The sequence below is a fragment of the Thalassobaculum litoreum DSM 18839 genome (genome assembly GCF_900102465.1).
GTDB classification, from domain to species: Bacteria; Pseudomonadota; Alphaproteobacteria; order Thalassobaculales; family Thalassobaculaceae; genus Thalassobaculum; species Thalassobaculum litoreum.
This window is the reverse complement of the sequence record NZ_FNBW01000028.1, coordinates 1-13,545: the sequence shown is the minus strand read 5'-3', so window position 1 is coordinate 13,545 and position 13,545 is coordinate 1. Positions and strand designations below refer to the sequence as shown.

14 protein-coding genes are annotated in these 13,545 nt (G+C 57.1%); 11 read left to right on the top strand and 3 right to left on the bottom strand.

The window, feature by feature from the left end:
- The 9 genes from BLS34_RS24615 to BLS34_RS25715 all read left to right on the top strand — a co-directional run.
- A partial coding sequence (locus BLS34_RS24615; protein ID WP_139189144.1) for an integrase core domain-containing protein occupies positions 1–320 on the top strand: 320 nt, incomplete at its 5' end.
- Positions 321–626: 306 nt separating this feature from the next.
- Positions 627–5,108: an NACHT domain-containing protein gene (locus tag BLS34_RS24610; RefSeq protein WP_175474383.1), complete on the top strand. Its 4,482-nt coding sequence runs from the start codon at positions 627–629 to the stop codon at positions 5,106–5,108.
- A gap of 150 nt (positions 5,109–5,258) precedes the next feature.
- The gene (locus BLS34_RS24605; protein WP_215906212.1) at positions 5,259–5,882 is read left to right on the top strand and encodes a hypothetical protein; all 624 of its coding nucleotides are present in this window, start codon (positions 5,259–5,261) and stop codon (positions 5,880–5,882) included.
- 99 nt (positions 5,883–5,981) lie between these two features.
- Positions 5,982–6,131, top strand: coding sequence for a hypothetical protein (locus BLS34_RS26110; protein WP_175474380.1), 150 nt, complete (start codon positions 5,982–5,984; stop codon positions 6,129–6,131).
- A gap of 36 nt (positions 6,132–6,167) precedes the next feature.
- The gene (locus tag BLS34_RS24600; protein WP_175474382.1) at positions 6,168–7,331 is read left to right on the top strand and encodes a radical SAM protein; all 1,164 of its coding nucleotides are present in this window, start codon (positions 6,168–6,170) and stop codon (positions 7,329–7,331) included.
- A 26-nt stretch (positions 7,332–7,357) separates the two neighbouring features.
- The gene (locus BLS34_RS24595; protein ID WP_175474381.1) at positions 7,358–8,020 is read left to right on the top strand and encodes a class I SAM-dependent methyltransferase; all 663 of its coding nucleotides are present in this window, start codon (positions 7,358–7,360) and stop codon (positions 8,018–8,020) included.
- Positions 8,017–9,366 carry an aKG-HExxH-type peptide beta-hydroxylase gene (locus BLS34_RS24590; RefSeq protein ID WP_093154639.1) on the top strand — a complete coding sequence of 450 codons (1,350 nt, stop codon included), beginning with the start codon at positions 8,017–8,019 and terminating at the stop codon, positions 9,364–9,366. The genes BLS34_RS24595 and BLS34_RS24590 overlap by 4 nt, the downstream gene beginning before the upstream one ends.
- The gene (locus tag BLS34_RS24585; protein ID WP_093154636.1) at positions 9,359–9,547 is read left to right on the top strand and encodes a hypothetical protein; all 189 of its coding nucleotides are present in this window, start codon (positions 9,359–9,361) and stop codon (positions 9,545–9,547) included. Before BLS34_RS24590 ends, BLS34_RS24585 begins: the two co-directional genes overlap by 8 nt.
- A complete protein-coding gene (locus BLS34_RS25715) occupies positions 9,544–10,203 on the top strand; it encodes a hypothetical protein (protein WP_139189476.1) in 660 nt (219 codons plus the stop codon). The genes BLS34_RS24585 and BLS34_RS25715 overlap by 4 nt, the downstream gene beginning before the upstream one ends.
- Here the strand turns inward: BLS34_RS25715 and BLS34_RS24580 are convergent.
- The 3 genes from BLS34_RS24580 to BLS34_RS24570 form a co-directional block, all read right to left on the bottom strand.
- Positions 10,148–10,795 (bottom strand): dTMP kinase, encoded by a 648-nt coding sequence (locus BLS34_RS24580; protein WP_139189475.1) that lies wholly within the window; start codon positions 10,793–10,795, stop codon positions 10,148–10,150. The genes BLS34_RS25715 and BLS34_RS24580 overlap by 56 nt on opposite strands.
- Positions 10,788–11,831: a nucleotidyltransferase family protein gene (locus BLS34_RS24575; RefSeq protein ID WP_245702174.1), complete on the bottom strand. Its 1,044-nt coding sequence runs from the start codon at positions 11,829–11,831 to the stop codon at positions 10,788–10,790. Before BLS34_RS24575 ends, BLS34_RS24580 begins: the two co-directional genes overlap by 8 nt.
- Before the next feature lie 69 nt (positions 11,832–11,900).
- The gene (locus BLS34_RS24570) at positions 11,901–12,161 is read right to left on the bottom strand and encodes a hypothetical protein (RefSeq protein ID WP_093154628.1); all 261 of its coding nucleotides are present in this window, start codon (positions 12,159–12,161) and stop codon (positions 11,901–11,903) included.
- A 329-nt stretch (positions 12,162–12,490) separates the two neighbouring features.
- On the opposite strand from BLS34_RS24570, the gene BLS34_RS24565 reads away from it, so the two are divergent.
- Entirely contained in the window at positions 12,491–13,279 is a 789-nt protein-coding gene (locus BLS34_RS24565) for a DEAD/DEAH box helicase family protein (protein WP_093154626.1), read from the top strand.
- A gap of 33 nt (positions 13,280–13,312) precedes the next feature.
- A partial coding sequence (gene tnpA / locus BLS34_RS24560) for an IS66 family insertion sequence element accessory protein TnpA (protein WP_139189474.1) occupies positions 13,313–13,545 on the top strand: 233 nt, incomplete at its 3' end.

Here is a 13,545-nt window from a genome sequence, read left to right as displayed (position 1 = left end):
TGGTGGTCAGCGACAACGGAACGGAGCTCACCTCGAACGCCATTCTGGCTTGGCAGGAGGAGCGGGGCGTCGAGTGGCATTACATCGCGCCCGGCAAGCCGATGCAGAACGGCCTGGTCGAGAGCTTCAACGGACGGCTCCGCGACGAGTGCCTGAACGAGCACCTGTTCACCAGCCTGCGCCATGCCCGCCAGTTGATCGGTGCTTGGCGTGACGACTACAACCACCACCGCCCCCACACGAGCCTCGGTGGGCTCACACCGTGGGAATACCGCAACCGGTCAACACAGGACCAGAACCGGAACAGAACTAACTTCTGAACGCGGACATCACGGGGAGCACGTCACCATCGACCGATCTTGAGGATCTGTGAGTACGGCGAGCCGTCGTTGAGTCGGGTGAGTTGCACATGAGGGCAAGTGGTTTTCCCATTATATATTCAGATGTGCGCAGCACTGATCGAATCTGATCGCGACCTGAAGTACTGACATGTGGATCCCCGAGGCAAATTTTGTCGTCTCAATCTTTATGAATTAGCCAAACGGTGCATCGGTGATCATTAACGCTAGAATGTCCTGCTATTCTGGGGACCGTATTTCGACAGTGAAGGTGAAAAGGGGAATTAGATGTCGAATAATATCGACGGGTTCATCCAGCTTCACCGCACGTTTCGCGATCTGGCCATTAGCGAGGAGGAGGGCGAGGAGGCCGATCTGTTTCGGCTTATGCGCCGCGATAAGCTCACGCAATGGTCCGATCTGCTCCAAGAGCCGCGTGTTGTTCTCCTTTCCGAGGCAGGGTCCGGAAAGACTGAGGAGATCCGGCACGTCTGCCGCGAGCTGCGGCTCGGTGGAAAGCGAGCTTTCTTTCTACGCATCGAGCACTTGGTCCAGGACTTCGAGGCCTCGTTTGAAGAGGGAACACTCGAAGAGTTCGATGCGTGGAAGGCCTCCGGCGAGGATGGCTGGGTCCTTCTGGACTCTGTCGACGAAGCGCGACTGAAAGACCCAAAGGACTTCGAGCGCGCCATACGAAAGGTAGGACGCAAGCTCGGGGATGTACGCCAGCGCACCCACGTCGTCATCACTGGACGCACCGACGCCTGGCGTCCGATGACTGATCTCCTGATTTGCGAGACCCAGCTGCCCTGGACGCAGCCGGTTAACGCGCCCGAGGAGGAGCAGGAGTCTGACGAAGCTGTGACTACCACGGAAGGCCCCGGATCGAAGCGCAGGAAGTCACCCTTCCGCATCGTCGCGCTAGACGATCTTGCGGGCGAGCAAGTCGACCGCTTTGCTAGCGCTAAGGGCATCGTCGATATCGAGGGATTCAAAAAGGCGTTGGAACGCGCCGAGGCATGGTCGTTCACCGCACGCCCCCTCGACTTGGCTGAGTCCGTCGAGTTTTGGCTTGCTAACAATAGGATAGGTTCACGTCTCGAGCTGATGCGAGCGAGCATCAACAAGCGACTGGAGGAGCGGGACCAAGATCGCGCCGACGCCAATCCGATTTCCAAGAAGCGCATCCGTGAGGGCGCGCGCCTTGTCGCGGCGGCGGCGACGCTCGCGAAGGAATCGGCGATCCGCGTTCCCGATGGCCATCAGAACGACCGGGGCCTCGCGGTCAAAGAGGTGCTCCCCGACTGGAACGACGCCGACTGTCAAACACTTTTGACGAGGCCGATATTCGACGAGGGCATCTACGGGACTGTGCGCTTTCATCACCGCTCGGTACGTGAATTCCTCACGGCAGAGTGGCTAAACGAAATGCTTGCCAATGATGCGGCCCGAGCGAAGATCGAAAACCTCTTCTTCCGGCGCCAATATGGCGTTGAGGTCGTGGTTCCAACTATGCGTCCAATCTTGCCCTGGCTCGCTCTTCTCGACCAACGGATACTCGACCGCATTATTCGCCTCGCACCTGAGGTCCTGTTCGAGGGTGGAGATCCCGCGCAGCTCCCAGTGGATACTCGTGCGCAGATCCTGCGCGAAACCTGCGAGCAACTCTCCCAGCCGATGGACGGTCGACGCGCCACCGAATACTCAGCGGTGCAGCGCTTCACCAATCCGGATTTGGCGGACGTAGTCCGAGGGCTTCTCGACAAACACAGCGACGATGAGGATATCGTCTGGTTCCTATTGCGAATGGTCCAGCAGGGAGGCATTTCCGCGCTTGGGGACAAGGCCAGACACTTCGCCCTCACTTCACGCGCTAAGTATACTCGGATAGCCGCCATTCGGGCCGTGATTGAGGTCGGGTCGCCAGATGACGCTGGCGATGTTCGCAAGGCGTTCATTGCGGAAGTACCGCCGCTTCGTCGGAGCTGGCTCGGCGAACTTCTCGACAAGCTTGGTCAAACGCAGGCCGACGTGGACTGGCTGTTCACGGCCCTCGCGCTCACTGCACCTAAGGAGCGGTTCGAGGTCGATCCGCTTTCGGATTCACTCGCCAGCTACGTGGCCGCGCTTCCGCCGGCTCTCCTCTCCAAGTTTCTAACCGGAGTCGCCGAGCTTCTGGGACGCAGTCCACACGTGGAGCGGCGACACTGCGAAATCTCCGAGCGATACAGCTGGTTGGGTCAGACCGCTGGACAAGTTCTGATGCGAATGATAGGGCATCGCGATCCTGCCACACTGCAAAAGACGGCGCTCACGGTGCTTCGGACGCTACCGATCGCCGAAGACTATGGGCGCGCACTTTTCGATGAGATCCGAAGCGAACTGCCGCATATGGTCCGCGAATGGTCAGAACTGAACCGTGCGCTGTTCTGGCATTGCGTCGCCGAAGAGCGCGCGTGGCGGAAGCGCGCGAAAGAGCAGCGGCTGACCGACTGCTGGATGGTATCGAGTTCCTCCTCCTACTGGGCCTTCGACGTCTCGGACTTCGACTACATGCGCTCTCAGATCATCGCTCAATCGTTCCTGGACGACCAACTCGTGGCACTAACGCTATCCTTCGAGCTCTACCAAAAGTCTGGCCGTCTTCGGGCGCGACGAGAGGCGCTCAAGAAGGCGGCGTCGACCGACCCGGATTTAGAGGCCGGGCTCAAAAAGCTGGTGGATTCGTTCAGGCAAGGAAGTGCTGCATCCAGACGCCGGCAAGCGGCCTGGAGGAAGCGGACTGAAAGGGAGGCTGCGAAGAAGACTGCGGACAAAGAGAACGCGAAGCAGATCCTCAAGGGCCGGTTAGCGACGATCCGCGACTTCGGGAACCCGGGCAAGGTTTCCACCGACCAATGGTACCTCCATCAGCGCATGAGCAACGACGAGCGTCAGCATAACCGGTGGACCGACGGCCACTGGCAATCGCTTGTCGCAGAGTTCGGTGATGACGTCGCGCTCGCGTTCCGGGACGGCGCAATCCAATTCTGGCGCCAAAACCCTCCTATACTACGCTCGGAGGGCGCTGCCGCAAATACCACGCCGGTCTCAACGATCTTTGGTCTCACCGGGCTATCGATCGAAGCGCGGGAAATCACCGAATGGCCATACGCTTTAACCCATACGGAAGCAGAGATCGCGACCCGGTATGCGCTACAGGAGCTCAACGGCTTCCCCATCTGGCTTCCGCAATTGGAAAAGGCGTTTCCGTCGCAGGTCCTAGATATCCTGCTGAAGGAGATCGAACATGAACTCTCTACTGAAACGGCGGAGGGCGCCAGCCAGTATGCGCTCTACGATGTCAGTTGGCATGGCGATTGGGTTTGGGAGCAAATTGCCCCATCGCTCTTGCCCAAGATTCGGGCGAAACGAGCCAATGTGAGGAATCTCGGTTACCTTTTGGCGATCATCAACCGGTCATCGATCGACGACAAGACGATCGCAGCGATCGCCTCCCGGAAGGCGATCGCATTTCGTACCATCACCTTCTCTGCGATATGGTTCGCTGCTTGGGTGGGCGTCGATCCTGTAGCTGCGATCCCCGCCCTCGCTGCGCGGTTCGCCGGTATGATCGACCCGGCCGAGCAGACGGAGTTGGCACTTTCGTTTATCGTGGCTCTTGTTGGCAGCAGGTCGCAGGAAGGTCGTTCCCGGCAGGCTTTTCGCACAGTAGAGCATATGAAGTCGCTCTACCTACTCATGGCTCGTTACATCCGGCAGCAGGACGACATCGAGCGAGCAGGGCAAGGCGTATATTCGCCGGAGCTCCGCGACGACGCACAGGACGCGCGAAACGCGCTTATCGCATTCATCCGGGAGACATCAGGGAAAGAGGCGTTCCTCGCTCTGCTCGAGATTGGACGTGCCCATCCACACGAGAGCTCCCGACCATGGATGAGCTACCACGCGAAGACAAAGGCCGCCGCCGACGCAGATGTTGAAGCGTGGAGCCCATCTCAGGTTCAAGAGTTCGGCAAGGTGCTCATGGTAACGCCGGCAAACCACCGCGAGCTCTGGTATCACGCCATAGATAAACTCGACACCTTGAAGCAAGACATCGAGAACGGCGATTCCAGCATCGCATCGATCCTACAGGCCGTCGATCAAGAAACCGAATTCAGGAAGTTCATAGGCGGATGGTGTCGCGATCGGGCGGCCGGCCGATACATCGTCTCGCAGGAGGAGGAACTTTCTGACGCGAAGCGCCCGGACCTGCGCTTCTTCGGCGTCGGCTTTGACGCGCCAGTGCCAACTGAGCTCAAGCTTGCCGACAAGTGGACAGGTCCTCACCTGTTCGAACGCCTTGAAATGCAACTATGCGGAGACTATCTGCGTGATGTTCGTTCCAACCGAGGTATCTTCCTCTTTGTGTACCTTGGAGAGAAGTCGTACTGGGATCTGCCGAATGGGCGCCGAGCTGAGACCTTTGAAATGCTGATCGAAGAGCTCCAGCGTTACTGGACGCTGATATCGAACGATTACGCCGGCGTTGAGGATATTCGGGTTATTGGTATTGATGTCACGCGGCGTGGCATCGATACCAAGACGGTCAAGGCTTTAAGAAAAGCCAAGAAGGCCATCGAGCCTGCGGTGAATCTACCGAAGTTCCAATCGGGAAAGCTCAAAACCGCCGCTTCGCGCCCTCGTGCCGCCGAGGTGAAGTCGAGCCCCTCCACCAAGGAAGTTAGGAAGGACTTGAAGAGAGGAAAGAAGCGGAAGCAGCCTTAAACGACCGTTTTTGGAGTAGTTGACGCGAGGGATGTACCTCCGAATTGAGGTCGGTTGCTACCGAATGGGGCTTTGTCAGACTAAAGTTGCTTGAGGTGCAAGCATCGGGTTTGTACCTTTTTATAATATACAACCAATGAAGGTGTTACTGTGACGTTTGACGAAGCCATGCAAGCAGCTGCACACGCGGCAGATGCTGCGGTCTCGACTACCGTAAAGAAATACATTGGCGGCGGGGTGTTCGACGAACCGGAGATCAGCGCTTATCTAATCAGTCAACTCGACTCCAAAATGGCGGGGCAGATCGGGGGTCTCTCGTGGTCAAGTACCATTCTACGAAATGGAAAAGGGAAGGCTGGGGAAGAAAAGCGCATTGGTGCAGACATTCTCCTGCACGTTTCGGTCAACACCTCGACTGAAAAGTACTCTAAAGGCGTCCTCATCCAAGCGAAGAAGGCCGAGCCCAATAAAATGGTGTCCAATGGCGTTATGAAGGAACTGGGGGACCAGTGCCAAAGAATGTTGAGTCATACACCAAGCTCCTTTGTGATGAGCTATTCTATTAAAGGCTTTAGGGCAGGGTCAGCTACGCGCTTTAGTGGCACACAAAGTCGAGACATCCACCGTGTCTGCACATGGACAACATACCGATTCTTCCTCGAACTTTTCCGCTGCCCAATCGGTGATCCACGCATCAGCAGCGCAAAGGTAAAGGAGTTGCCCGTGCCATACGTGATCCACCTAACTGCGGAAGGTCAGCTAACCGGAACATAATTACCGTGATTGTGTCTGCCGTCAGCGTTCGTGGGACAGATTCAGGGGTATTCGTATGGGAGGATTTCTGGCTCATCGTAGTGACCGAAGGGAACGCAGATGAGACAGAAATCAGACGCCTTGAAGGCCGGTGCGGAGCAGACGGTGCGGGATATCTGCCGTCGGACCCGCAAGCAGTATTCTGCTGAAGAGAAGATCCGGATCGTGCTGGCGGTGCGGTTGACGCCAACAGCGATTGTGCGCCAATAATTAAAGGCCATCGGCTGGAGCGCGGGAGGAGAGCTAGTGAGCGGACAGTTTCGCATCGGTCAGTCGCCCCTTTGCCATCAGGTCAGACGTGGAGACCACATTAACGTTATTTTCAAGCTGACCGGCGCGACTTGCAACCTAGACTGCTGTTACTGTTTCGAGAAGAGAAGGGATTATCCCTCTCACCGTACTATCGGCGAAGAGCTCGTCAGTTCCACGTTATCTCAGCTGGCGGCCTATGAACTTTCGATCGAGCTTCATGGTGGGGAGCCATTACTTGTTGGCCTGCCCCACTTTACAAGATTGCTCGACCTCATCATTTCATCGCGGCCAGATGTGTCGATCCGCCTGCAAACAAACGGCACGCTAATCTCGGAGGGCTGGTGCAACCTATTTCTCCGCCACCCACAGCTCTCGGTAGGGGTCAGCCTCGATGGCTTCCAGGCCGGTAACCACCTCCGCTACGACAACCGCGAACGGGACAGCACAGGAGCTGTCCTCGCAGGAATGTCCCAGCTTGAAAGACATGGCATCGACTATGGGTTGATCAGAGTGTGTAGCAAAGACAACGTTGGTCAGGTTGGGGATTATCTGGACCTTGCGGCGGTTCGGAAGAACGTCAAGGTTGTGCGCCTATTGCCCTGCTTTGATGACGGAACCGCACTCTCATCGAATGTCCCACGCACCGCTCGAACACGACAGGCTTTCGCCGTGGGACAGGACCTGCCATGGTCAATCTCATTCGAAGATTTCGCATCCGAGGTCATGGCTGCCTACGATCATTGGCGCGGACGCGGTTATTTCGAGAGATTCTTACTGGATCCCGCGATCGACTATCTGAAGATGGGGCTCTCCGGGACTTGTGCCAGCTGCCATTTCGAGGCCCGGAAATGCTTCCATACCATAGCGGTCTACCCCGACGGAACGTTCTCCCTCTGCGATGAGCTGGACGATGGAGCGAGATGGCCGCTGACCAGCTCCGACGGCGCAGGGAATATCCCCAACATCATCGAAGGTTGGACCGAGATTGACGCCCCGCTTACTGAGTCCCTCTTGAGGGAGTGCGAGGGTTGCGATGTGCGGGCACTCTGCAACGGCGGCTGCATCGCCATTAGGCGGCGCGCTGCCCGGGTTGGCAGGTCGGAAGCGTACTGCCAGATGCAGAGAACTCTTTTCGACCATTTCTCTGTAATGGCGTGAACCCTTCCTCCCTAACTGGGGCAATGTTGAACCCCGATACCGACGACGGATCCTGGCGGACGGCGGTACTGGATACCTGGGCCGACCTTGTCTCACGGGTATGTCCGCCGCTTCCTTACGTCCTCGAGCCGATGTGTGGTCTCGGCGCGCAGGCCAGGGCACTGGTGGCGCGCCTCGGGGGCCGTGCCCTAGGTTTTGACATTAATCCTGAGGTGGTGGCGCTGGCGAAGCGGCTGTTCGAAGGGCCCGCTTTCGAGTGCAAGTGCCTCGACCTACGGACTTTGCCAACCTTTGCGGAGCGATTTGACGTTGTGGTTTTTGGATACGAAGCCCTCAATGCGCATCCGGTTTCTCGGTGGCCGATGCTCCTTGCGTGGGCCCGCACGCATTGCACTGCCGGATCTGTGATGATTCTTGACGTGTGCGGCAAGGGTCGTGGATTCGGTCTACGACGCGGACCGGGACTCTTCATCGATTGCACGGCCTCTAATCATTTGTTTACGGTGTCCTGCAACGCCAAGTCTGGCATCCGGATCTCCCGACGCTACGTTTGCGGTCAGGATGAGTTGCTCGGCATGATCAAGGACCATGGCTTTGGGCTTATCGGCTGTGAAACACCCTTCGCCAACGTGAATACTGACAAACCAGAATTGAGGGTGATGAAAACCGTGATATTAGTCGCTGAATGAAGCTCGTGCGCAAGGCCCTCGCCGTGGTTCGGCATAGAGACAAGGTTCTTGTTTTCACCCAACCAAGAGCCCCCGCCATTGGTGCAATGCTGCCTGGAGGAACGGTCGAGCAGGATGAGGAGGTTTTGGATGCCGCGCGGCGGGAGCTGTTTGAGGAGACGGGGCTCAGCGGACTTACGGTGTCGGCTTGGTCGCCGGTCCAAAAGTATGACATGCGGCCCTATAAGCCCGAGCGACACGAGCGGACGTTCGTCTATTTTGCAGGCTTGGCAGGAGAGCCTGCTTGGCGACATTGGGAAATGCACCCCGGCCTCTCGAAGGCACCGGAATTGCTCGAACTGAAGTGGGTGGATGTGACCGGCGACGATCTTGATCTCGACCTGTGCCACGGCTCCGCAGTCCTCGAGGAGATACCGGCCGGAGCGTTCATACCCTGCACGCAGCGCAGTTGGACGTCCCTGCACCAGCTGTCGGCGGAGGGTGTGGACTTCCGCACACGGGAGGCTCTGCAAGCGGCCAACCTCCTGGAAAAATTTGTTGCAACGCAATTCTCCTTCGCAACAGTGACCAATCCGGTCGCCAGAAACGCATTGGTTCGATCTCTGCTGTTCGGGGCTCGGATCGCTGCCGAACGCCGGTCGTCGGATGTCCTTCGTAAGATCAAGGCATGGTCGCTTGGCGACCATGGTGGCACGTCTCTGGACCCCATCGTCCAGGGGCCCTCCAACGCATTGACGGTTGCCGACGACCGCTACGCTGATGAAATTCCGCTGTTCGGCGACAAACTAGTCCGCCACGACGTTACCGCGTCGGCATTCAAACTTCTTGATAGCTGCGGGTGTGCGCATTTGGTCCGCCGGCACTGCGGGATTGTCCAACTCAGGGGAGATGTCGTCGAAATGGGTCACCACCGTAGCTTCACCATCTCGGCGACGCCCGGCACCATTTTTGTCGACGACACGCCATCGGTCCTCCAGATGGCTGAAGCGATCCTCCATGAGTCTTGCCACAACATGCTTAACGACATTCTTGACGCTCGTGCCGTCCGCATCGACGATGCCGATGTATATTTCTCGCCGTGGCGTGGGACGGCGAGGCCCGCGAGCGGCTTCCTGCATGCGGTGTTCGTCTTCTCGATCGTAATGCAGTTCCTGAAAACTGCGTATCTAGCCGGCAAGGAACAAGGCGGATCGTTGGAGGACCGAATCCGGCTCGAACAGGCGAGGCTGGAGCACGCGGTAGATGGTACCACCCAATTGATCAAACGCATCGGCCTGGACTGGCTCGAGAACCTCGTGTTTGATAACCTTAATCGCGCTTTGCAGGAGGTACGCCAGCATGGTTGACCAGCTAGATGACAAGTTTGCTTCATTTCTCCAGTCCCTCAAACAATCCGGGCTCGATGACGTGGCGGCTTCTCGCGCCTTCCATCACTCCGCCGTGGATCCGCGCGAGTGGAAGAAAATCGCCGACGCTCTCGCTAAGCAACCTGGTGACAGAGACGGCTCTTCCGGAAAGGCCAATTGACAACCACCTCGGATCCGTCCTTTCCCGATAACCCGCTGCTGGGAATGTTCGTGGGCCGCACAGTGCGGCAGCTGATTCTTTTTTGCGGTTTGCGGCCATCAAACGTGGACGCTTCTGACCATGGAAGGGGCGGAAGGGATTGGGCCGTAAGATACAATCGCGACCGGGGTACAGAGCAGTTCTTGATTTTCGCTAAGGCCTGGGCGGACAATCCGATTAGCGCTCTTGCGTGGGCGGCATATTGCGATGAAAGTGCGTCGACCCTGACGCATGAAATCGCGCGCGACGATTATTCCGTCCTAGAAGCGATCTGCTACGTGGTGCTGGCGAGGTTCCTCGACACCGAAAAGGAACGGGTACCAATACCCGCCGCAACGGAAGAGGCGGCACACCGGCTTTACGGCGCAAGTGTCGCGTGGTGCTTCAATGCGTTCAACGTCGACGTCCTTCGGCTGGATCCTGCCCAGAATTATCCAGCTTCTACGCTCATGGCGCTGGAGGATGCATCGGCGCTGGTCGAGGACCTTGCAACGGACCACCCTTTACTCTCGGAGCTGCTGGGCTACTGGTACCCGCTGGGCGACCGCCAGCGATACTTCTTCAGCTCGGTGTTCGACTACATCTCGGATTATTCAGAATTCCCGACGTCTGGATGACGGTCTCGACGACCTCTTCAAGCGCGCCGTCATCGTTGCTAATTCTATGGAGCTCCGTTGGGAGCATGTCCTCGTACTGATCAAAGAATGTACAGTAAGTATCGTGCAGGCGTTGCAGGTCCGTGATCTGTTCATAGTGTCGGCGGGGCTTCCCGCGGCGTTCGATTCTGTCCATCGCCACGTTCGGGTCCACGTCCAGGAAATAGATTTGATCCGGCCAGATGAACGATTCTGCTAGGAACTCTCCGGCCAACTGTGCAAGCGGCATCGAGTGGAGCGCATGCATGTAGACGATGTCGCTAACATAGTAGCGGTCACTGACAACGACACCATACTTCCGCAGATTGTGCACATTGAGTTTGTAGTGCAGAAGCTTATCCGCCAAGTAGCAACGGGTCATCGTGGCGGCCGGAAACACTTGGTGACGCTCTCGGGCAGAGAGTATTACATAGGCTTCCGGTACCGAAAGCCATGAGTTCTGGCCTATAGAGGTAGCTGGGACTCCAAGCGCAAGTAGTCGCTTGAGGATCGCGTTCCGGAGCGTCGTCTTGCCGCACCCGTCGATGCCCTCGAAGCTGATGAACTTAAACATGGTGGCGCACACCAATTTTGTTCCCAGTGCGGCCCAACACAAGGTAGCGCGGAGAGCGGTTGGCGACGAGTCGACCGATCAAATCGCCGAAATAAAGATCATTGCGACCGGCGCGGAGTTTGAGACTTTGCTCCAATCCGCCTTCGACTGCTCCAAGGCCGAACGTGTGAACCAGATGCCACATGACGTTCGTAACGAGGCCTACAGAGTTGGTGGCGGCGGACCATTCATTCAGTAGGGCCCAGTCGATGAAGGGTCCCCTTCGGTCCACCAAGCGGATGATGTCACCCAGCAGTTTTATCGCTTTAAGCTTATTGAGGATGACGGCATCCACATATAGCTTGTACATAAGGTAGAATAGTTCGCTAGTAGCGCTCAACCGGTTTTCGTCAGATTCCAGTTGTACCGGAATGCGGCCGCTAAGCTCGAGATCGAAATGGATCTCGAGCAGAGTGGTAATTGCAAACGTGTTGGGGCTGTTATGGTAGAACGCTATACCCGCCTCTTCCAAACAAGGGCCGAGTTTGGCGTCCGCTCTGATCGAGACCACCTTCGACAGCTGCGGAAGCTCATAGTTGTTTTCAAAGTCTATAGGAGCGGCCGGAGAGCTTTCGGTGAAACCTAGGCCCAATGCAACCGTCTTCATAGAAAGAGCGTGGTTGCGGTCCACCAGGAGGTCGATGTCGCGCATGGGGCGCCCGGCGAACTCCATGTAAAAACCGGCCGTCGACAAGCCCTTGAGCGGTATGGGGCGCACCTGCAGCCGTGTGGCGACAAATGCGAGCTCATCGTAGCAGGATATAAGCGCTGCATTAAGTACGTCGTTCGCAATGTTGATGCGTTTGACGGTCTCGAGCTGTTCGTCCGACAGGAGCGGCTCCATGCCAAAGTGTTGTATCGCGGACGATAAGAGGCCCAACTGGTGACTGTCGTGGCAGCGTGCCAGAAGTTCGTCGCCGCTTTCGAGCGACGCTTCGATCTGGGACGGGAGCCACGCCGGATAGTGTTCCCGTGGCGCGCACAAACCTAGGCTCACTGCTTCAGTTGGATGAAGGTCGAGTGAGAAAGAAATTCTGGTCACGCTGAGAACTGGCGCGTGGACCGCTCAGTTGGGATCGGACTGAGCCATTGCGCAAGGCGCTGCGCGCACCCCATGGATCTCGAGCAATTTCGCCAACTCGTCCGGCGTGGCGTGGACAGTGTGCTCGGGCTCGGGGGAACCCAACCGCCGATTGTCGCGCTCACCTTCGACCATGATGGCGAGCTCAGATGCCAAGCGCTCCAACTCTGGCTTGGAGATGCCAGCGATACGATACCGATAGCGTTCCAAGGTCACCTCCATGACGTTGATGAGATTCGATATCATCACAGCAGTCTGTTGACTGTCAATGCAACTGCTAGGGAAACGAGGCGCGTCGCCTAGCGCAAAGAAAACAACTGGGTTCGATGCGGAATCGTGGTTTTCCTGTATGGTTGGCCAAGTTCTGAAGCTTGGTTTAACGACTGATATCAAGCCTAATTGATCCGAACCCATGTTCCCGTTTTTTGAGCTCGATGGACATGATCTTCCAGGGCTGATCATAATGACCGTGACGGTGGTGCACTTAGAATTACAAGGCGCACTGGTTGAGAGGGTGAGACATTCGCCGCAGTGATCCTTCTCTTTAACCCATACATCATTTGAGTAGGCTCCCTATGGGTTCCATTCCCTGGCCTGGATCAGTCGTCAAGCTTCGCTCCGCAACATGGAAGGTGCTTGGCAGCAACATTCTTAAGCGTGGTTACCGTGAGGTGCATTGCCGAGGTATCTCTGGAATCGTCCGAGACAAAGAGGCCCGGTTCGTTTGGGATCTTGAGAAGGACGCGTCGATTCTCGATCCCGCTCTGGTTCGGCTTGTGCCCGACAATTCCACAGGCTTGATTGATACCAAACTCCATCTTGAGGCGGCGTTTCGGCATACACCGACGACTTCTCGTCAACCTCTCACGCTAGGTCGTGCTGCAATTGACGATCTGAAGTTTCAGCATTTGCCGGTCGAAAAGGCGTTAGCCCAGGACCGGGTGCGGCTTCTAATTGCCGATGACGTGGGGCTTGGGAAAACGCTTGAGGCAGGACTGATTGCCTCGGAGCTCGCTATGCGTGGCAGAGCGGACCGGATTCTCGTGGTCGCAACTCGAGCTATGCTCACCCAATTCCAGAAGGAATTCTGGACCCGTTTCTCGATACCGCTTGCCCGACTCGATAGTGCCGCCATCCGGAGGATGCGGAACCGTATCCCGGCTCACTACAACGTCTTCGACCAGTTTGATCGATCGATTGTCTCTATCGACACGCTCAAGCGGGACGCCCAGATCCGAGAGGGGATCAAGAATTCTTACTGGGATCTGATAATTATCGACGAGGCACATAACGCGGCAGTCCGAAGGAATACCAGCGGGACCAAGTCTCAACTGACCTGCTCCCCTGAAAGCTCCGCATTGTGAGGTTAGTCTGTTCCTCTGACGAGGAGATGGACGATGAAGCGCAGTCGGTTCAGCGAAGAGCAGATTATCGGCATTCTGAAGGAGCATCAGGCAGGCCTGTCGGCGTCGGATCTGTGTCGCAAGCACGGGATCAGCGATGCGACCTTCTACAAGTGGCGCTCGAAGTACGGTGGCCTTGAGGTGTCGGAGGCCAAGCGCCTGAAGCAGCTCGAGGACGAGAACGCGCGGCTGAAGAAGCTGCTGGCGGAATCGGTAATGGATGTCTC

Excerpts from the sequence above, each read along its gene's own strand:
- BLS34_RS24570 (WP_093154628.1), bottom strand. The coding sequence starts at position 12,161 with ATGATATCGAATCTCATCAACGTCATGGAGGTGACCTTGGAACGCTAT.
- BLS34_RS24565 (WP_093154626.1), top strand. The coding sequence starts at position 12,491 with ATGGGTTCCATTCCCTGGCCTGGATCAGTCGTCAAGCTTCGCTCCGCA.
- BLS34_RS24580 (WP_139189475.1), bottom strand. The coding sequence starts at position 10,795 with ATGTTTAAGTTCATCAGCTTCGAGGGCATCGACGGGTGCGGCAAGACG.
- BLS34_RS24610 (WP_175474383.1), top strand. The coding sequence starts at position 627 with ATGTCGAATAATATCGACGGGTTCATCCAGCTTCACCGCACGTTTCGC.
- BLS34_RS26110 (WP_175474380.1), top strand. The coding sequence starts at position 5,982 with ATGAGACAGAAATCAGACGCCTTGAAGGCCGGTGCGGAGCAGACGGTG.
- BLS34_RS24585 (WP_093154636.1), top strand. The coding sequence starts at position 9,359 with ATGGTTGACCAGCTAGATGACAAGTTTGCTTCATTTCTCCAGTCCCTC.
- BLS34_RS24590 (WP_093154639.1), top strand. The coding sequence starts at position 8,017 with ATGAAGCTCGTGCGCAAGGCCCTCGCCGTGGTTCGGCATAGAGACAAG.